Annotated in this window: 16 protein-coding genes, 1 pseudogene and 1 riboswitch; of the genes and pseudogenes, 3 read left to right on the top strand and 14 right to left on the bottom strand. The window is 64.9% G+C overall.

The annotated features are described in order from the left end of the window. The 3 genes from AB1446_02500 to AB1446_02490 form a co-directional block, all read right to left on the bottom strand. Positions 1-327: ABC transporter permease (locus AB1446_02500; protein ID MEW6545776.1), on the bottom strand; the 327-nt coding region annotated here is incomplete at its 3' end. 15 nt (positions 328-342) lie between these two features. Beyond that, positions 343-1,920: an ABC transporter substrate-binding protein gene (locus tag AB1446_02495; GenBank protein MEW6545775.1), complete on the bottom strand. Its 1,578-nt coding sequence runs from the start codon at positions 1,918-1,920 to the stop codon at positions 343-345. Positions 1,921-2,094: 174 nt separating this feature from the next. Continuing rightward, positions 2,095-3,231 carry a hypothetical protein gene (locus AB1446_02490; protein ID MEW6545774.1) on the bottom strand — a complete coding sequence of 379 codons (1,137 nt, stop codon included), beginning with the start codon at positions 3,229-3,231 and terminating at the stop codon, positions 2,095-2,097. Between the two features lie 77 nt (positions 3,232-3,308). After that, positions 3,309-3,468, bottom strand: a riboswitch (cyclic di-AMP (ydaO/yuaA leader). A 192-nt stretch (positions 3,469-3,660) separates the two neighbouring features. Here AB1446_02490 and AB1446_02485 point away from each other — a divergent pair. Both AB1446_02485 and AB1446_02480 read left to right on the top strand, forming a co-directional pair. After that, entirely contained in the window at positions 3,661-4,428 is a 768-nt protein-coding gene (locus AB1446_02485) for a GntR family transcriptional regulator (GenBank protein MEW6545773.1), read from the top strand. A gap of 235 nt (positions 4,429-4,663) precedes the next feature. After that, a complete protein-coding gene (locus tag AB1446_02480) occupies positions 4,664-6,301 on the top strand; it encodes a hypothetical protein (protein MEW6545772.1) in 1,638 nt (545 codons plus the stop codon). Here the strand turns inward: AB1446_02480 and AB1446_02475 are convergent. From AB1446_02475 to AB1446_02435, 9 genes are all read right to left on the bottom strand, one after another. Beyond that, positions 6,298-7,482: a glycine C-acetyltransferase gene (locus AB1446_02475; GenBank protein ID MEW6545771.1), complete on the bottom strand. Its 1,185-nt coding sequence runs from the start codon at positions 7,480-7,482 to the stop codon at positions 6,298-6,300. The genes AB1446_02480 and AB1446_02475 overlap by 4 nt on opposite strands. A gap of 66 nt (positions 7,483-7,548) precedes the next feature. Next, on the bottom strand, positions 7,549-8,592 hold the full coding sequence (gene tdh / locus AB1446_02470) for an L-threonine 3-dehydrogenase (GenBank protein ID MEW6545770.1): 1,044 nt from the start codon (positions 8,590-8,592) through the stop codon (positions 7,549-7,551). Between the two features lie 50 nt (positions 8,593-8,642). Next, positions 8,643-9,113 carry a DUF523 domain-containing protein gene (locus AB1446_02465; GenBank protein MEW6545769.1) on the bottom strand — a complete coding sequence of 157 codons (471 nt, stop codon included), beginning with the start codon at positions 9,111-9,113 and terminating at the stop codon, positions 8,643-8,645. 154 nt (positions 9,114-9,267) lie between these two features. Then, positions 9,268-10,599 carry a type I glutamate--ammonia ligase gene (glnA, locus tag AB1446_02460; GenBank protein ID MEW6545768.1) on the bottom strand — a complete coding sequence of 444 codons (1,332 nt, stop codon included), beginning with the start codon at positions 10,597-10,599 and terminating at the stop codon, positions 9,268-9,270. 57 nt (positions 10,600-10,656) lie between these two features. Beyond that, entirely contained in the window at positions 10,657-11,049 is a 393-nt protein-coding gene (locus AB1446_02455; protein ID MEW6545767.1) for a MerR family transcriptional regulator, read from the bottom strand. 188 nt (positions 11,050-11,237) lie between these two features. Beyond that, positions 11,238-13,715 carry an AAA family ATPase gene (locus tag AB1446_02450; protein MEW6545766.1) on the bottom strand — a complete coding sequence of 826 codons (2,478 nt, stop codon included), beginning with the start codon at positions 13,713-13,715 and terminating at the stop codon, positions 11,238-11,240. A gap of 142 nt (positions 13,716-13,857) precedes the next feature. Beyond that, positions 13,858-14,103: an FmdB family zinc ribbon protein gene (locus tag AB1446_02445; GenBank protein ID MEW6545765.1), complete on the bottom strand. Its 246-nt coding sequence runs from the start codon at positions 14,101-14,103 to the stop codon at positions 13,858-13,860. A 64-nt stretch (positions 14,104-14,167) separates the two neighbouring features. Next, the gene (locus AB1446_02440; GenBank protein ID MEW6545764.1) at positions 14,168-15,646 is read right to left on the bottom strand and encodes a helicase-related protein; all 1,479 of its coding nucleotides are present in this window, start codon (positions 15,644-15,646) and stop codon (positions 14,168-14,170) included. Then, positions 15,643-16,461: a DEAD/DEAH box helicase gene (locus AB1446_02435; GenBank protein ID MEW6545763.1), complete on the bottom strand. Its 819-nt coding sequence runs from the start codon at positions 16,459-16,461 to the stop codon at positions 15,643-15,645. Before AB1446_02435 ends, AB1446_02440 begins: the two co-directional genes overlap by 4 nt. A gap of 236 nt (positions 16,462-16,697) precedes the next feature. On the opposite strand from AB1446_02435, the pseudogene AB1446_02430 reads away from it, so the two are divergent. Continuing rightward, positions 16,698-16,979 (top strand): annotated as a pseudogene (locus AB1446_02430) (ATPase). On the opposite strand, the gene AB1446_02425 reads toward AB1446_02430, so the two are convergent. Together AB1446_02425 and AB1446_02420 are read right to left on the bottom strand one after the other, a co-directional pair. Continuing rightward, positions 16,905-18,575 (bottom strand): recombinase family protein, encoded by a 1,671-nt coding sequence (locus tag AB1446_02425; GenBank protein MEW6545762.1) that lies wholly within the window; start codon positions 18,573-18,575, stop codon positions 16,905-16,907. The pseudogene AB1446_02430 and the gene AB1446_02425 overlap by 75 nt on opposite strands. A gap of 2 nt (positions 18,576-18,577) precedes the next feature. Beyond that, on the bottom strand, positions 18,578-18,760 hold the full coding sequence (locus tag AB1446_02420) for a hypothetical protein (GenBank protein ID MEW6545761.1): 183 nt from the start codon (positions 18,758-18,760) through the stop codon (positions 18,578-18,580). Positions 18,761-19,088: the final 328 nt, after the last annotated feature.

Below are 19,088 nucleotides of genomic sequence, written 5' to 3'. Positions count from 1 at the left end.
CAGCGAGAACATGGCCAGCTCCACCGTGGCCGGGATGGTCTCCGCGATGACGTCAATCACCGGGCGGGAGCGGAATATGGAGTAACCCAGGTCCCCGCGTGCCAGTCGCCCCAGGTAAAGCCCCAGTTGCACCGGCAACGGCTTATCCAGCTGGAACTGGGCCCGCAGCATCTCGATCTCCGCCTCGGTCACCCCGCCGGCTTCCCCGATCATGATGTCCACGGGATCACCGGGCATGAAGCGCATGAAGGCGAAGACGACCACCGCGATACCTACCATGATGGGGATGGCAGCCAGGACCCGCTCCAGTATCCTTACTCCGCGCACCGCAATCCCCCGACCTTACTTGACGGCGTATCCTGCTTCCTTGAGCAGTTCCTTCGCCTTCTCGGGATCATAGGGGTAGGGTTTCAAATCGGGGTTGAATCCGAATCCGCTGGGCAAGAAGCACGTCGCCAGCCGGGTGGCCCTGCCCCCGTAGACGGTCTTCAGGATCTCGTCCCAGTTTACGGCGTAGTTCATGGCCTTGCGCACCCGCACGTCGTCGAAGGGGGGTTTGGCGCAGTTCATCTCCACTGCGTACACTCGTGTCCCCTGCACCCTCTTGACCTGCACTTTGGGGTCTTTCTCCAGGTCCGCGGCCATATCGGGCGGTACCTGCTGGATGATGTGCACTTCCCCGGCCTTGAGGGCCGCGATGCGGGTGGCGGGATCCGGCATCATGCGGAATATCACCCGCTTGGCGGGAGCGGGACCCACCGGCGGCAGGTCGGGAGAACCACCGTAGTAACCGTCAAAGCGTTCCAGCACGATCTGGTCGTCGAGCCGGCCTTCCTTGAACTTGAATGGACCAGCGCCCACCGGCTTCTCGGCAAACTTCTGGTCGCCCACCTTCTTGATGTAATCCTTAGGTACGATCTGGAAGTGAACCAGAGCCTGGAGGAAAACGGGGAAGGGGTTCTTCAGGGTGAAGCGCACCGTGTGGGCATCTATCTTCTCGACCTTCTCCAAAGGACCCAGGAGCCCCTTGCGCGGCGACGACTGCCCACCAATGGCCCCTTCCTGCAGGATGCGCTGGAAGGTGAACACCACGTCGTCGGCATCCAGCACCTCGCCGTTGTGGAACTTGATGCCCTTGCGGATCTTGAATTCGTAGATGTTGGCGGCGGGGTTAGTCCAGGACTCCGCTATCTCCGGCACTACCTTGCCATCCCAGGTGCGGGTGACGAGCCCGTCGAAGATGTTGCGGATTACCGTCTCGGTGTCCCGCTCCCTGTGCATCGCTGGATCGAGGGTTACAATCTTGTTCGTCTTCATCCCCACCACGATGGTGTCTCCGCCCTTGAGAGACACGTCGTGCAGGTTGATGCGGGAATCCATGCTGGGCTGCCAGTTCTGGATATCCGCAGAAGCACCTTCCACCTCTTCGCGGAAGTAGCCGAAGACCCACGGGACGTCTTGATAGAGTATATCCTGGGCCTTGAAGTATGCCTCCTTACGCGTAGCCTCGTCGATGCTCGTCAGAGCTTTGTCCATGCAGGCGTCGAATTCGGGGTTGCTGTAAAAAGAGTAGTTCCCGCGGTCCTTCGTCCGCAACTTGGGCACCGCCAGGTCGAACGGGTCGAAATAGGCGCTCCCCCAGTCGGTGAGGTACATCTGCCGTTCACCGGCCAGGATCTTCTCCTTCATGGCGCTCCATTCCCAAACGCGCACCTCTGCCTGCACACCGATGTTCCGGAGATTGGCGGCAATGGCCTCCGCTTCATCCTTCCGGTTGGCCTCGGCGTCGATCACCAGGGACAGGGTCTTGCCCGCGGGCTCAGGGGTTGCCTCCTTCTTCGCGCAGCCCGGCAGCAGCAGGCCTGCGGCCAGGATCAGCAGCAGTGCCCAATACCAGGCTCGCCCCACGCCTCTCCGCATGCTCCTCCCTCCTTCACCTTCTTGTCCTGCCAGTTTCCCCGATGCGTCGTGCACAGCAGAGCCAGTGGTGTGCCGCGCGCGGGGAAGCTGGTTGTGACCGGTTACAACCGGAGTTTTCCCTCTCTTCGCCGTGACCCCGCCGTTTTCCTGCCGCAGGGGAAAACGCAATGCGGGTCAGTCGCACGCGGGGTAGTGGGCCAGGCTCTCTCGGGCGGGCCAACTGCCCGGGGAAAACAACGCCAGGGGAGCCACCTTGCTTCTAAACGCCAGCCGGTCGGTGCAGCGGAACAGGGCATTGCCGCTCTCCCGGCGGAAGCGGTCCAGTGCCTCCCCCACCAGACGGCCGATCAGGCTCACGTAATCCAGCCCGGCGGCCTGGGCCAGCCGGGGCAGCTCACTGTACCCCGGCTGCAGACCGGGCATGGTGTTTACCTCCAGCACGAACGGCACCCCGGCCCGGTCCATGCGGATGTCCACACGAGCGTAATCCCGGCACCCCAAGGCGTGGAACGAAAGCAGGGCCATCTCCTCGATTTCCTTCCGCTGCCCGGGTGAAAGGGGCGCCGGGCACAAGCGTTCGACCCGGTCTCGCTCCTTCATTACGTAGCCGTAAATCTCGCCCGCCACCTCGACCTCTTCGGGCGGAAAGACTATCTCTTCCGGCGGCAGGACCACCGGCGGGTCATTGCCCAGGATCCCCACCGTGAACTCCCGGCCGGGGATGAACTGCTCGACCAGGGCCGACTGGCCATACTCGTTGAGGACCCGGGCCACTGCTGCCCGTAATGTATTCTCGTCCCCTACCACCGCTTCCGGACCGATGCCCACGCTGGAACCCTCGCTGGTGGGCTTCACGATGAGGGGAAATGGCAGCCCCGGGTGCAGGGGCTGGTCGGCGTCCTGAAACACCTGGAAGGCGGGGGTGGGGATCCCCCAGTGGCGGAAAACCATTTTGGCCAGGGGCTTGTGCAGGGCCAGCACGTGACTCTCCAGGGGAGAGCCTGTGAAGGGAACGCCTGCCGCCTCGAGCAGAGCAACCACGTTGGCCTGTTGCTTCTTTTGACCCAGCCCGGTGGCCAGGTTGAACACCAGGTCGGGACTAACGCTCGCCAGCCGCCTGAACAAGCTTCCCGTGGCCTCCACGAGTATTGGGTTGTGACCGAGCTCCCGCAACGCAGCCACCACTGCCGCGGCGGTCGCGCGCGACTGCACCAGCGCGTGGGGATCGCGCTCGACCTTCGCGCCCGCCGGCTTCCGGTCGACGAGGACCACCACCTTTACCCCTCTCGACTCACGCGCGGAAAGACTCATGGGAAACACCTCCGCTCTCGGTTGATGACGCCCGGGTGGGGAAGAACATGCCCAGGGAAGACCCTGGGCATGCCCAAGCGTCCCCCTTTCCACGCTTACGAGGTTAGCTGACGGGCTCGGGCCGAAGGAGCTAGCCCTACCCGGCCGTACGGCTAAGCAGCGCCGGCAGCGGCCGGGATTCGCCCCCGGAGTTGGGTCCCCCGCTCTCCCCGCAGGGAGATTCAGCGCACCGGGCGGACTTCCACCACGGTGGAATGCCAACCAGACGCACCTATTCAGTTAAAGAAATCTTACCACCCCCTGGGAGTGGGTGTCAACCGCGACCGCAGCCAGCCGCCCTTTTCCTTACATTGCCGCCGTGGTATGATGTGGTCGTGGCCTATGCATGACCTGGTTCTCACCGTCGCTGCTATGGGCGGAGGTGGCAGGGTGGCAACGGGACGACTGACCATAGACCATCAGGGCCCCGTGCCGTTGCACACGCAGCTGAAGGAAATCCTACAGAACTGGATCGAGAGCGGGCAGCTGGCGCGGGGAGAACGCATGCCCTCCGAGCGGGAACTCTGCGAGCGCTTCCGGGTCAGCCGCACCACCGTCCGCCAGGCCCTCGCCCAGGCCGAGCAGGAAGGACTGCTGGTGCGCATTCACGGGAAGGGCACTTTCGTGGCTCCTCCCAAGATCGCCCAGCCGCTGGTGCAAATCACCGGCTTCCCCGAAACCATCCGCGCGCAGGGTCAGCAGCCCTCCATGCGGGTGCTGGGCGTGCGCACCGTGCCCGCTGACGTCGCCCTGGCCACCCTATTGGGGACGCAGGCAGGAGCGCCCCTGACGGAAATAAGCACCCTGGGCCTGGCGGACGGAGATCCCATGGTGCTGTATGTTTCCCACCTTCCCCCTCATCTGGGGCCGCAGGTAGCCGAAAAGGCCCGGGAACGGGCCGGGCAGGGTCAAGCCTTCACCATGTACGAGCTTTACGGAGAGATCCTGGGCCTTAGAACCGTGAACGTGCAGCAAACTTTCGAAGCACTGGCTGCCGATGAGGCAGTTGCCCGCATTCTGCACCTGCGCAGGGGAGCCCCCGTATTCGTGGTCACTTCCCTGGTGAGGGACGACCGCGGGAATCCCCTGGAGCACCGGCGCGCCACGTACCGGGGGGACAAGTACCGGTTTAACGTGCAACGACAGTACCAAATCTGAAGGAACGGAGGCACCCGGCCCATGGGCCGCGCCGGCCTGACCCTGTGGCCGGACCTCGTCGTTTCACTACCCTTCGTGACATTCTCTCTGCTGGTGGCAGCCCGGGCGGCGGCAGAAGGGCCGGGGATAGCGACGAGGAAGACACCTCCCGCTGGGAGCATAGCATCTGGCAGGGGTGGATTTGTGGGGCCGGACCCGGACCCCAGCCGGCGAACCACCCCGGGAGGCGTCCCCCATGCGACCCGGCAAGGCAGAGCGGGCAGTGAGGTGGATGGCAGGCCTGGTGCTGGCCCTGTCCTCGGGTATGGTCCTCTCTCTCGGCGTGAGCCCCGGGTATTCACCCCTGGCGGCCGGCGCCTGGATTCCCCTGCTCCTCGGTCTGCACCTGGTCATTCCTCAACCCGCCCCGGTGCCGTCCGCCCTCCTGCCCGTCCTGGGCTGGGCTATATTCCTGGCATCTGAGCCCGCATCCGGGTATCTGACCAGGGGGTTAGAGCTGCTCGCGGTGTGGGCCTGCGTGCTGGGGGACGCTGCCTTTCACCGCCGCACGGGCTGGCGCTTCCTGGCCCTGCTGGGAACCCTGCAGGTGGTGGGCATCGAGAAAGTGAGGCTTCTCCTGGCTCACGCGCTGGGGCAGCCGTGGGGGCATGCCACCTGGGTAGCCGCCTCCCATGCTCATCCTCTCTGTTACCCCCTGGCCAGATGGATGGGACCATCTTGCGCCACACTGGCCGTGGCCTTCCCCCAGTTCCTGCTCGTCCAGGCGCTGTTGCGTCTCACTCCGGTTCGCGCCGCCCCGCCCACGGGCACCTCGCCCCCGGGCACCCCGTCCGCCGGCACCTCGCCCCCGGGCAGTCCACCGGCGCCGTACCACCGGTGGAAGCAGGTCCGGCGCTGGACCCTCCCCGGCCTGGCCCTGCTGCTGGCGGCGGCAGTACTGGTCCCCTGGCTCTCCCCCGGGCTGCTCCCCCGCTCGGCGCCCGGCGGTATCACCGTGGCAGTGGTGCAACCGGGGTGGACTCACCACACCCACCCCCTGATCTGGCAAGCCCTCGAGGCAGCGGATGCGGGCAGAGTTACCACCGTACTGCTCGCCGAGGCGGAACGGGGCGCCCGCCAGGCCAGGGACCAGGGTGCCCAACTGGTGTTGTGGCCACTTGACTACCTGAATTTCGATCCCGTCACCGACAGGGCGGGCGGGGACCACCTGGTAAGGCTGGCCCGCGTCACTGGCGCAATACTGGTACTGCCTTACGGGTTCTGGACGCCCGACGGCCTCGCCCGCGGGGTAGCAGTGGTGTATCCGAAACCCCGGGGGGATGGACAGGTGCGGGGCCAGCGCCTGGAACCCGGCCGGGCGTTCGTGTTTCCTATTGACGGTCTCCAGGCGACCTTCCTTCCCCTGGTAGGGGGACCATTTATATCCTCCCCCGCCCCCCGGGCGGACTCAGGCTGGGCGGTGAGGCAGCTGGCCTCTCTGGTGGCGGGACCTCGCCTGGCTGCCCCCGGATCCACCCTGGCACTAACCACCGCCGGCGCCGGATTCTCCCCCCTTGATCTGGTGGCACACGCTGCTTCCCATGGCATCAGCCTGCTCCACGCCGGCTGGGGCACAGGTGGGGGCATTAGCCCCGGCTACGGTGGCTGGAGTGCAGCTGGGGGCATCAGCCTGATAGCCGATGCCCCCACCTGGCGTACCACCCTTTCCCCGCCCGGAAGTCGCCTTCTCCTGGCACGTATATCCCCTGGCCCGGGACCAACCTGGCTTTTCGCCCGGGCAGACCCGCTGGGCTGGCTGGGTGTGATCTCACTGATTCTGGGAGCCATCATGTACCGCCGACGCTCTGCACCGCAGCCACCCAGCAACGTCTAGATGATGGCCAGCTCGCGCCCTACCTTCTCGAACGCAGACAGGGCGAAGTCCAGGTCCTCACGGGTATGGGTCGCCGTCACAATCGTCCGCACCCGCGACTTCTCCGCCGGCACCGTCGGATAGGTGATCCCCTGGGCAAATACCCCCTCCTCGAATAGGCGGTCGGAGAACTTCATGGTCTCCGGACCCTTGCCGATGATCACCGGCGTGATAGGTGTCTCACTGGCGCCCGTGTCGAAGCCCAGCTTCTTCAGCCCTTCCTTGAAATAGCGGGCATTGTCCCACAGCCGCTCAACCAATTGCGGCTCCTCCAGCAACACGTCAATCGCCGCCATGCACGCCGCCGTCACCGCAGGCGGATGGGACGTGCTGAACAAAAACGGACGACCCCGCTGCGTCAACCATTCGATGAGCACCCTTGGACCAGCCACATACCCACCCAATACTCCGATGGCCTTGGACAGCGTGCCAATTTGCACATCCACCCGCCCGTGCAGCCCGAAGTGGTCCACCGTGCCCCGGCCGTTCCTCCCCAGTACACCCGAGGCGTGGGCATCATCCACATACGAGATGGCACCGTACTTCTCGCACAACTCCACGATCTCCGGAAGCGGCGCGATGTCCCCATCCATGCTGAATACCCCATCCGTGATCACCAGCTTGCGCCGGTAACCTTCCCGCTCGGCTTCCCTCAGCTTCTCCTCCAGGGAGTTCATGTCCCGATGGGCGTAGATCTTGATATCCGCCCGGGAAAGCCGCGCCCCGTCGATGATGGAAGCGTGGTTGAGCTCATCCGATATGATGCAGTCACCCCGCCCCACCAGAGCAGGTATGCACCCCGTGTTGGCCGTGAACCCGGCCTGAAACACCAGCACCGCCTCGGTGTGCTTGAACTCGGCCAGCTTCCGCTCCAGTTCAAGGTGAAGATCCATGGTCCCGATGATGGTCCGCACCGCACCGGAACCCGCTCCGTACCTGCGCGTGGCCTCAACCGCCGCCTCAACGAGGCGGGGATGGGTGTTCAACCCCAGGTAATTGTTGGAAGAAAGGTTCACCACCTCTTTGCCATCGATCACCGCCCGCGGGCCCTGCGGGCCCGACAGCACCGCCAGGGGACGGAATATCCCCTGCTCCTTCAACTCCCGCACCTGGTCCTCCAGGTAAGAAAGAGCACCCGCCACGAATACACCTCCCTCCAGAGTCGTCCCCGTCCCTTGCGGTCCGCACCCACCTGCAGGGGAAAGGCGTCAGGAGAGCGCGCCGCCCGGGTACAGCACTACCTTACCACATTCTCCCCGCGCCATCAGTTCCATGCCCAGCCCGAACTCCTCCAGGGGAAGCCGGTGGGTGATCACCGGGGTCACATCCAGCACCCCCGAGTCAAGCAGCACCTTCACCTGATACCAGGTCTGCCACAGCTTCCGGCCCGTGATCCCCTGCACCCTGAGGCCCCGCATCACCACCTCATCGCCCAAATCCAACTCAAAGGGCGCCGGAGGCAATCCCAAGAGCGCCACCTCACCCCCCGACCTTGTCCCCCGCAGCCCCGCCCGAATGGCATCAGGATGACCGGACATCTCGAGTAAAACGTCTACACCCAGGCCGCCCGTCTCTTCCCGCAGCACCTGGGCCAGATCCTCCCGGCGGGGGTCAATCACCCGGTGCGCACCCACGCGCGCCGCCAGTTCCTGCCGATAAGGGTTCACCTCCGCCGCCCACACCCTCGCCGCACCCGCCGCCCGCGATATGGCTACGGCACACAGGCCGATGGGACCACACCCCACCACCGCCACCGTGCGGCCCACCAGGGGAAAACAGAGGGCGGTGTGCACAGCGTTCCCCAGGGGCTCCTGCATGGAGGCCACATCGGGAGGCAGGGTGGGGCTGTTCCGCCAGGCGTTCACAGCCGGGATGACCACATACTCGGCAAAGCAGCCGTCCCGGTCCACCCCCAGGATCTTCGTGTTCTGACACACGTGCGCCTGCCCCGTGCGGCACTGGTAGCAGGAACCGCACACCACGTGGCTCTCCGCCGAGACGTAGTCCCCCACCGCCAGGGTATCCACCCCAGGCCCCAGTTCCACCACTTCTCCGCAAAACTCGTGCCCCAGCACCAGGGGAGGCCTCACCCGCCCCGCCGACCAGGGGTCCCAGCGGTAGATGTGATAGTCCGTGCCGCAGATGGAGGCCGCCTTCACCTTCACCAGCACCTCACCCGGCCCCGGGCGCGGCACCTCCACCTCGCGCAACTCAGCGCCGGGACCCGGTCCTGCCTTCACCACTGCTTTCATGCGCCCATACCCCCCACCTCGTCGACCCAGGCCAGACCGCGCAGTACGTCTCAATCGATCTCTCGCAGCCGGAGCCCCTCCTTACCGAGCAGGGCAGCGGTCACCCCCGGCCCCGGCCGCATGCCGCCCGAAAACGTGCCATCGTGGATGCACTTCACCCCGCAGGAAGGGCTGCGTCCCTTCAACCACGCTTCCTCCGCTCCCGCCAGTTTGGCCAGACGCAATACCTCTTCCGCCCCACGCACGAAAGCATCGGTGACGTCCCCGCCCTCGCGCGTGACTACCCGGGCGCGGCGCGCCAGCACGTCGGTGCCGTCCCCGCCCACCACCTCTGCAGGAGGCCGGGGAATGGGCAGCCCGCCGAGGACCTCCGGGCACACGGGGATGAGGCAGCACGTCCCCATTGCGCCCGCCACCTCCGGGGAAAAGTTACTTCCGCCGTCGTAGCGGCACCGCACACCAAGCAGGCACGCGCTCACCAGAACCAGCTTCACCCCGGCCGTCGCCACCCCTGCGCGCATGCAAAGCCCCCCGCGGATTGCCTCCGGGGGAGCTTGCACTCCCTGTTAGGATTCTATTCGCTGGCCGTATCTCCCTGCTTGAGCGGCACCTGCCCTGGTACGCGCCCCCTGCTAACTTACCGTTTCAGCTCGGCCCACCGGTGAGCACTGACGGTCAGAACACCTGCAGATACTGCTCCAGTTCCCAGGGGTGGACCTGGGTCCGGTAAGCGTTCCATTCGATGATCTTGGCCTCGCGGAACCGGTGGTAAATATGATCCCCGAGGGCCTCCTGGATGACGGGGTCCCGGTCCAGTTCCTGCAGGGCGTCCCAGAGGGTGCCGGGAAGGGTGTCCACCCCCAGCATCTCCCGCTCGTCCGGCGTCATGTGGTACAGGTTACGGTTTTGGGGAGGAGGCGCCTGGATGCGCTTCTTGATCCCATCCAATCCCGCCTTGAGCATGACCGCCAGGGCCAGGTAGGGATTGCACGAGGGGTCGGGACTGCGGAACTCTATGCGCGTGCTCAGGCCGCGCCGGGCGGGTACGCGGATGAGGGGGCTACGGTTGCGTTCCGACCAGGCAATGTACACGGGCGCCTCGTATCCGGGAACCAGCCGTTTGTAGGAGTTCACCAGGGGATTGCAGATGGCCGTTACCGCCTTGGCATGGGCCATGAGCCCGCCGATGTAATGCATGCACACCGAGCTCAACTGGTTGGGGGCGGCGGGATCGAAGAAAGCGTTTTCGTTACCCCGGAAAAGGGACTGGTGGGTGTGCATCCCGGAACCGTTTACCCCGAAAATAGGCTTGGGCATGAAGGTGGCGTGCAGCCCGTGGTTTAAGGCAATGCGCCGAACCACCCAGCGGAAGGTGGCCAGGTTATCCGCCGTGGTGAGGGCGTCGGCGTACTTGAAATCTATCTCGTGCTGGGCGGGGGCCACCTCATGGTGGGAGGCCTCCACCTCGAAGCCCATCTTCTCCAGGGCCAGTACCATATCGTGGCGGGCATCCTCCCCCCTGTCCATGGGAGCCAGATCGAAGTAAGAAGCCTGGTCATGGGTGCGGGTGGTACCACGCCCGTCCGGATCGCGCTGAAAGAGGAAGAACTCCGCCTCAACGCCCGCGTTCATGATGTACCCCATGGCCTCGGCCTCGGCCACCACTCGCTTGAGGGCCAGGCGAGGGCAACCCACGAAGGGAGTACCATCGGGATTGTACACGTCACACATGAGACGGGCCACGCGGCTGCCGTCATCCGACCAGGGTAGCAGCACAAAGGTGGCCGGATCCGGCACCAGGAGCATGTCCGACTCCTCGATGCGCACGAAGCCCTCTATGGAGGATCCGTCAAAGAGCACCTGGCCATCAAGGGCCTTGGGCAACTGGTCTATCGGGATAGCCACGTTCTTGATAATACCCAGGATGTCAGTGAATTGTAAGCGTATCTCGGTTACCCCTTCTTCCCTGGCCAGAGCCAGGACATCCTCCCTGGTGAGCTTGGGCATGGTTTTTCGCTCTCCTCCCTACTTTTGCGTGCTTTGCGGGGGCTGCCATCCCTGCTGTCAGGGTGCTTTGCGGGGGGCCTGACGGCGCTCCGGCCGTTCCACACCCTGGGGCGCCATCGGTATGACACCGAAGCGCGAGCGGGCATCCTCGTACGGCCACCCGTTCTCCAGCCGGGCACCCTTGATGGGTACCGGGCCAGCCAGCGGCCCCGCAAAGCGGGTCATGCGCGCTTTGATGCTGCGCAGCGGTATCCCGCTTTCCTTCAGCCGCTTGATGTGCTTCAGGAGCTGGACATCCGCCTGGGAAAAAAGCCGCTGCTCTCCCGGCGTGCGGGCCGGGCTAATGAGCCCCAGCTTTTCCCAGTAGCGGATTTGCCGCTCGGTCAGCCCGGTCATACCGCACACCACCCGCATTGGGTACACCGGTAAGCGGTCGTCGCCCTCGGCCAAGGTGTTCGCCCCCTTTTCCCCCTTTTATTCCCGGCCAAATCCGGGCCCCGGCTGCATCATACGCCGGGGCCCCACCGAAAGTCAACTGTTTGTCGTCTAACCTGACATCATCCTGACAAAGAAGTGGAGATCCACTGGCGGGTCCGCTTCCTGCTACGGCGTCCGACCCGCCCGGTGCCATCACCTCGTCACTCTTCGTCGGGCTCATCGGGAGGCGCATCGCCTGCTCCTCGGCGATTGCGCCGACTGGGGCGGGGACGGCCCCGAGCTGCACCCGCGAACGCCGTGAGCTTCTCTGCCATCTCCCGCAACTTGCCATCCACCAGATAGTGGAGGCTCCCCTCCGGATAGGTACCATCGGGCTGCATGGTGCCCGCAGGGACACCCGTGAGGAGTTCGATGCCTTCATCCACCGTGCGCACGGGGTAGATGTGGAACTTGCCCGCCCGGACCGCCTCCACCACTTCCTCCTTAAGCATGAGATCGTCCACGTTTTGATAAGGAATGATCACGCCCTGCCGTCCGGTCAGCCCCTTGACCTTGCACACCGCGTAGAATCCCTCTATTTTCTCGTTGATACCGCCGATGGGCTGCACTTCCCCGTTCTGGCTGACAGAACCGGTCACCGCCAGATCCTGTCGCAGGGGAAGACCGGACAGGCTGGAAAGCAGCGCATACAGTTCCGTGCTGGATGCGCTGTCGCCCTCCACCTCTTCGTAAGTCTGCTCGAAGCACAGCCGGGCGGAGAGAGAAAGCGGCTTGTCCTGGGCATACTTCCCGCCCAGGTACCCTCCCAGGATCAACACTCCCTTGGAGTGGATGTTGCCCGACATCTCCGTCTCCCGCTCGATGTTCACCACGCCCTCTTCCCCCAGGAAGGTGCGCGCGGTGATGCGGGAAGGACGCCCGAAAGCGTAGTCCCCCACCTGGAGCACCGAGAGGCCGTTCACCTGGCCCACGACGGCCCCGTCCACATCGACGAGGATCTTTCCCTCGGCGATCATTTCCCGGATCTTCTCCTCGATGCGATTGGACCGGTAGACCTTCTCCTCGATCGCTTTCTCGATGTGCGCCGCCGTGATGACCGGACTCCCGTCGCCTTCCGCCCACACGTTGGCCTCGTAAACCACCTCTACCACTTCGTTGAACCGGGTGGAGAGCTTTTTCTGGCTGCCGGCCAGCCGGGAAGAGTACTCCACTACCTTGGCCACCGCAGTACGGTCCAGGTGCCTGATGCCTTCCCGGCGGCAGAGGGAAGCCAGGAACCGGAAGTAACCCTCCAGGTTCTCGGCGTTGCGAGGCATCTCGGTGTCGAAGTCGGCCTTCACCTTGAAGAACTTGCGGAAGTCCTCGTCATAGTAATGGAGGAGCATGTGCAGCAGAGCGTTCCCCACCAGGATGATCTTCACGTCCAGCGGGATGGGCTCCGGACGCAAGGTGCGGGTCGGGATGAGCCGGAACTGCTCCCCCATGTTCTCGATCTGGATGCTGCGATTCTTGAGGGCACGCTTGAGGCCGTCCCAGGCACCGGGATTGGCCAGCACATCCCGGGCCTGCAGGATGAGGTAGCCGCCATTGGCCCGATGCACGGCCCCCGCTCGGATCATGGTGAAGTCGGTGACCATGACCCCCATGTGACTGCGGTACTCCACCCCACCGAACAAATTGTAGTAGGTGGGGTTGGTTTCCATCACCACCGGCGCCCCCTGGGCACCCGCGTTGTTGACCAGGAGATTCACCCGATAGCGCAGGACGGCGCTTTCCCGCTCCTGGCGGGGTGGGGCAAAGGGGAAGGGCACGGGCGCCGTCTCGTGCTCGGACGCCCGGAATTCCTCCAGATTACTGCGGACGTCTTCCTCCACCCGGGACAGGTAGTTCACCACCAGGGGAAACTCCCGCCACTTCTCCTGGAGGCGTTCGATGAGGGGTCCTACCGCCACCCGGGCAATGCGTTGCTCCAGTTCCCGGATGGCTCCCCGGGCCTCCTTCTCCAGCAACCGCACCTGGCGCTGGGCCTCGGAAATCCACTCCTGGACCTGGGTGCTCCTCTGCTCGATTTCCCGGCGCACCTGCTCGGGCAACTCCTGGTACTGCTCGCTGGTGATGGGTTGACCGTGTATAAGGGGGGCAACCAGAAAGCCTGCTGCCGTCTGCTGGAGAGCGAACCCCTCCGCCCGTGCCCGCTCTACGAGACTGCGCAGAACCTCGGAAATCCGGCTCTGGTACTTGCTCATGGTCTCCGACCGCTGCTGCTCGTAGTCCGCGCTTTCGAAGACACGAGGGACGTGCACCTTGAGGTCCTGGACCAGTTCTTCCATGTCCCGCTGGAACTCCCCGCCCTTCCCAGGCGGCAGGCGCAGGGCCACGGGACGGTCGGGATCGTCGAAATTGTAAACGTAGCACCAGTCATCGGGGGGCTTCTGCTGGCGGGCCACCTCGCTCACCAGGGCCTGGGCGTACGTGGTCTTGCCTGTGCCCGGCACCCCCGCCATGTAGATGTTGTAGCCCGGGTTGCGCACCTTCAGGCCGAACTCCATGGCGCGCATGGCCCGGTCCTGCCCTATCATCCCCTCCAGCGGCGGAACCTGGTCTGTGGTCTCGTAGGGAAAGCAGTTGGGGTCACACACCAGCCGCAAGGCCTGGGGCTCCAGTTCCGAAACCGGCACGCTGCCTCCTCCCTTCCGCTCGGGTATGTACTATTTCAGTTTCTCGCCCCGGTCGGCCAATGCCTTCCACCATTGCGTGAAACTATTCCAGGATACAAAAACGGGCCGGATGGCCGGCCCTGCCTCGGTCGCCGCCGTCCTCTCACGAACTGGCGGCGGTGCTGTCTTTCGCCTGGCTCTTTTCTTCTTTTTCCCGCTTGCGGTATTCCTCACTCCGGTAATCGGTGGTATGGAACCCCGATCCCTTGAAAATCACGTTGACGTGACGGCTTATGAGCTTGCGGACCCTGCCCCCGCACTGAGGACACTTCTCGAGGGGCTCGGCGGTAATGCTGCGGTAGACCTCAAACACGCCACAATGCTCGCACTCATACTCGTACACCGGCACCGCCCAACACCTCCTGCAATCGCATTTTAGCCCTCATGATAGAATTGTCAAGCCGCCTGCCGGTTCACACCACGGCCTGCACTTCGTCGCGGTCAAGGCGCGCCCGGATGTGACTCACTCTCTCCCTTAACCGCTCGAGGGCTGCCACCCCGGCGGAGGTTTCGCCGGCCTCGCGGGCGGCGATGGAGTGGTAGGACAGGCAGAGGCTGGCGGCAGCCTCCTCCAGCTGGCGGAGCAAGTCTATCTCCCGGCGCAGGATGGAGATGATGTCGCCTTCCTGCAGGGTGGTAAGGCCCAGCAGGTCGGCAAAAGAGCATCCCTGGTACCACCGGTAGGCCAGCAGGCAGGGCTCCGGGTGCCAGCGACAGAACTCAGGAGGAACCCCCCGGCGCACGAGAGTCTCCTGCAAGCGACGGACGCCGGCCATGGAGCGGAGGTGAAGGGGTTCCACGGCCGGATAACGCCCTGGCTCGTAGTCCACCCCGGCCAGGATGGCGGCCACATCAGCCGCAGGAGGCTTCACGAGGAGTCCCCGAAACGCCATCTCGGTGACAAGGATCTCCTGGTAACGGAGCCGGGCCGCGAACATCCCGCGCGGATGCAGTCCCTCCGACCCCAGGTAGCCCAGCTTCCCCAGTACGTCGAGCAGAGCCGCAAACTGCCGCCGGGGTCCCTGGGCCAACCTGGCCAGTTCCTCTACCCGGCGGCCCAGATGGCGAATGCGGTGCTGCGCCGCGCGGGCCTTCTTACCCTTGAGCACCCCACCCTCGAGCTGACTCTTCAGTGCTGCCATCTCCCGCCTGGTCGCCTCGATCTGCCGGGTAGCCCGGAAAGTGAGGAGGCTTTTGTCCAGGAAACGCTCGACCAGGCTCTGGTCTCCCCACTGCCACATGTTGAGCACGGTGGCCGGGGACACGGTAAAGGTACTCTCCACGGGTTCAACCGCCTGCTCCCGGTAAAAGCCGGCCTCCTCGGGACGATCGGAAGGCACACGCACGTAGACCCAGCCCACCGGATCAAACCCCCGCCGCCCGGCCCGGCCGGCCATCTGGAAGAACTCGCGGGCGCGCAGCATGCGGAAGTCCCGGCCATCCCACTTGCGACAGGTGTGGAATACCGCCGAGGCGGCGGGATAGTTTACCCCGGCCGCGAAAGTCTCCGTGCAGAACACCACGCGCACCAGCCCCTGACAGTAGAGCCTCTCCACCAGCAACTTCAGTTGCGGCGCCAGCCCGGCGTGATGGTACGCTATTCCCTGCACCAGGAGACGCAACAACGTGCGCCGCCCCGGCAGACCCAGCAACCCGGGGTAAGTCTGCCGGGCTTCCCTGACCTCGGCCGCCACCCGCCGCTTCTCTTCGGGCAGGAGAAAATCCCATTCTCCCGCCACCTGCTCGGCCATCTCCTCGGTCTGGCGGCGGCTGAAGACGAAATACAAAAGGGGAAAGTGCCCGCCCGAGGACGCGATGGCTTCCAGCACCGTGCCCGGGTCGGGATCGTCGGCCCGGATCACGCGGGGGCGTACGGCCCGTTGCTCGCTCACAGCAGACCCTCCGGTTCGCCCGCCCACAACCGGCCCCGGCCGCCCGCCCGAACATCGCCCCAGGCCTGGTCGCCCTCCCCCACCCGCGCCTGCCACGGCTGCCGCCGGGGCCGCATCTTCCCGCGCGCCAGTCTCCTCACCGCTTCCCGGGCGCGGGTTTCCTCCACGACGCGGCCATCGGGCAATATCCAGCGGAACTCCAGGGGTACAGGGCGCCTGGACTCGTACACCACGTGCACCGGACGCCCCCGCACCCCCGCCATCCACTCAGCCAGCTGGGCGGCATTTGAGACGGTGGCAGAAAGCCCCAGGATGATCACGTGGTAGGGACAGAAGATGACGCTCTCTTCCCACACCGTCCCTCTTTGCTCATCCCCCAGGTAGTGAATCTCGTCCAGGACCACGCAGGCCATCCGGGACAGGGTGGCGGGCTCGGTCAGACAGCGGTTGCGGAATATCTCGGTGGTCATCACCAGCAAAGGCGCCCCCGGGTTGATAGAAATGTCGCCCGTCAGCAGGCCTACCCGGGGTTCCCCGAATATATCCACAAAATCCCGGTATTTCTGGTTGGATATGGCTTTGAGGGGAGCAGTGTAGCCCATCCCCCCACCGCGCTCGAGCAGCCAGGCGGCGAACTCCTCGGCGATACGGGTCTTGCCACTCCCGGTGGGGGCATACACCAGCACATCTTCCCCGGCCAGGAGATGGTCGATGGCTTCTTTCTGGAAATCGTCCAGCTGACCGGGCCCGGTTGTCCGGGGGAACTCGACCCGCCCCAGGCCCCTGCCTCGCTTGAATCCCAGCGCACCACTCATGACACTAGTTTAGCACATGACGACCGGCACCACCATTGCGACGGGCTTCGGTTGGCACCCCGGCCGAGCAGGGCCATCACACGCAACATCTGAGGCTCCGTTGCCCACGTCTGAACGCGCGGGGGACATGCACCCAACGGGGCACCGCTTCCATAGCCTGGACCGGGGGAAGGTAATCACCCCCCACTCATCGGGAAACCAGGCAGGTCAGAAGGGAGATACCGGCAATGACGGCTATCAAGCGCGGCCACATCAAGCGAGTATTCCCGGGTGGCAATACTTCAGTCGGGTTCTTTTCCTTTTACGATTACATTGCGCCGCCCGATGCCACCCGCATCTTCGTCATCAAAGGCGGCCCCGGGGTGGGCAAGTCCACGTTCATCCGCGGTATCGGCGAGGCCCTGGTGGGCCGGGGCCTGGACATCGAGTTCCACCACTGCTCCTCAGACAACAACTCCCTGGACGGCCTCTACATCCCGGCCATCAAGGTAGCCCTCATCGATGGCACGGCCCCTCACAGTGTCGTTACAAACGTCGATACACGCCGCCTGCTCCGGGGCCACCCTCGCAAAACCCCCGCCATCACTGGCTTCTCCGGGATCACCAGGTAGCCGGACATCAAGGACCACGGCATCTGCATGGACGGTAACACGAACCATCAACCTGCGCACAATACTGCGGCGGCCGTCGAAATCAAGCTCATCGAGCTGGTCCACCACCCCGGCAGCCATGTGTGCGAAGCGGTCAAGGTCCTCAGTCGTCAACCGGACCTGCGATGCCCTGCGCAGCAGGTCAGCGCGCCTCGCAGAAAGGGCCGAAACCGCGCCCGACAATGATTTCAAGCGACCCTCCACCTCAACCAAGGGGACCAGGCCGCGCTGGTAGAGGTCAATGAGCCGCTTTCCCTGCTCGGCATAGTCAGCAAGCTGGGCCTCGATGTCGGAAATCGCCCTTTCCAAAGGCGCAAGCAACTCATTCGCCCTCTCCACAAGGTCCCGCTGGAAGGCCCCCGGATCGCGCAGCCACCCCACCACCCGCTCCCAGACCAGCCGCTCCAGGTCATCGGCAGGGAGATAGGGGAGCACACACTTGGCTCTCCCCCGCCGGCCAGGGTTCCTCGCGGTGCAGACGTAGTACCGGCGCGCAACCCTCCCGGGAGGGCTGGACAGGAACCCGTGCACCGTACACCCACACACCCCGCAGGAGACCAGGCCGCTGAGCAGGTACTCAGCCCGCGAAGAACCGGCATACCGGCGCCGAACCTCAAGGCTCTTCTGTTGAGCCCTGCCGAAAACCTCCGGGTCCACAATCGCGGGGACCGCCACCGGGATCCACTCGTCCCGCGGCCGCTCCCGCCGCTTCAACCTCTGGCAAGGCGGGAGCCGCCGGCTGTTCCTGACACCCACCGTGTCGTGGCGGTGAAGGTACACGAGCCCCACGTAAGCCGTATTGGCGAGAATCCGCCGCACGGTCATCTTCTGCCAGACGCTCCCCTCGGGGGACGGTATACCCATCTCGGTGAGACGCCTGGCTATGCCGTGGTACCCCAGGTCGCCATCCACAAACCACTCGAACATCTGCCGCACAACCGCCGCCTCCGAAGGATCAACCGCGAACGCCTTCCCTTCGGGGCAGTAGCGATAGCCGTAGGTCCTGGGATTGTGCGTCAGGCGCTGCTCCCGCGCCCGGCGCAACTTGCCGCGCATCGTGCGCTCTCTGATCTTCTCCCGCTCGTACTCGGCAATGGCGCCGCGGAGCGAGTAAAACAGCTTGCCCTCGGGCGTGTTCTTCCACTCGAAATTGACGAACTCGAGCCTCACCCCGGCGCGTTCGAACTCCTCCGTCAGAAGAAGCTGATGGGACAGGTTCCGGGCAAGGCGGTCGGGATCATAGCAGACAAAGAGTCCAACGCCGCCGCAGGCAATCCTCTCCCGCAGGGCCTCAAGGCCCGGCCTCTGCAGAACGCTGCCGGAAGCCACGTCACGGAATACCTGCACGTCCACGGCGCCCAGCGCACGAGCATGACGCTCGCACGTCGCCGCCTGATCCTCAAGGGACGACCCCTGCTGAGCCTGCTCCTCAGTCGACACACGGGCGTACACCACCGCAAACATGGCTAGCGGCCCTCGCCGACTTTTACGCCACCACACGCGTCCAAATAACGCTCAATCAGGAAGCGCCGCACGTCCCGGAGGGCGGACCCACCGTCGTCTATCACCCGGACCACCACACGGGGGTTCCAAGCGCGGCGGGACGGCCGCTCCCACCGGGCTTCCCGGCTGGACAACTTCTGCGACACCCGCCGCACCTCCCTTCCCCTCCATCCCTACGAGTGAGCACGGCGAAAGTGTCCAGGAAAACCGTGGAAGCAACCCCATAGCCAGGCCCCAGCCCGCCCAGCTCCACGAACAGGCCCCGGTCACGAGTCGCGGCACCGAAGGGGGCTGCCGGGCCACCCCGACACGCCAACAGGCCCGGAGGCTGGGAGCCTAACCCCGTAGGAGGCAGCACACCCCAGGCACGAAGCGGGCAGCGACGCGGGAAGGCCTCCAGCGACCGCTCCGCGCGGTATTCCCGGATGAACCCCAACCAGGCATTCAGGATGACGATGGCTATGATGGTGCCAG

Source organism: Bacillota bacterium, from assembly GCA_040757085.1.
In the GTDB taxonomy this organism is placed as follows: domain Bacteria; phylum Bacillota; class Sulfobacillia; order JACIYH01; family JACIYH01; genus JACIYH01.
This window is presented reverse-complemented; position numbering and strand designations above follow the sequence as displayed.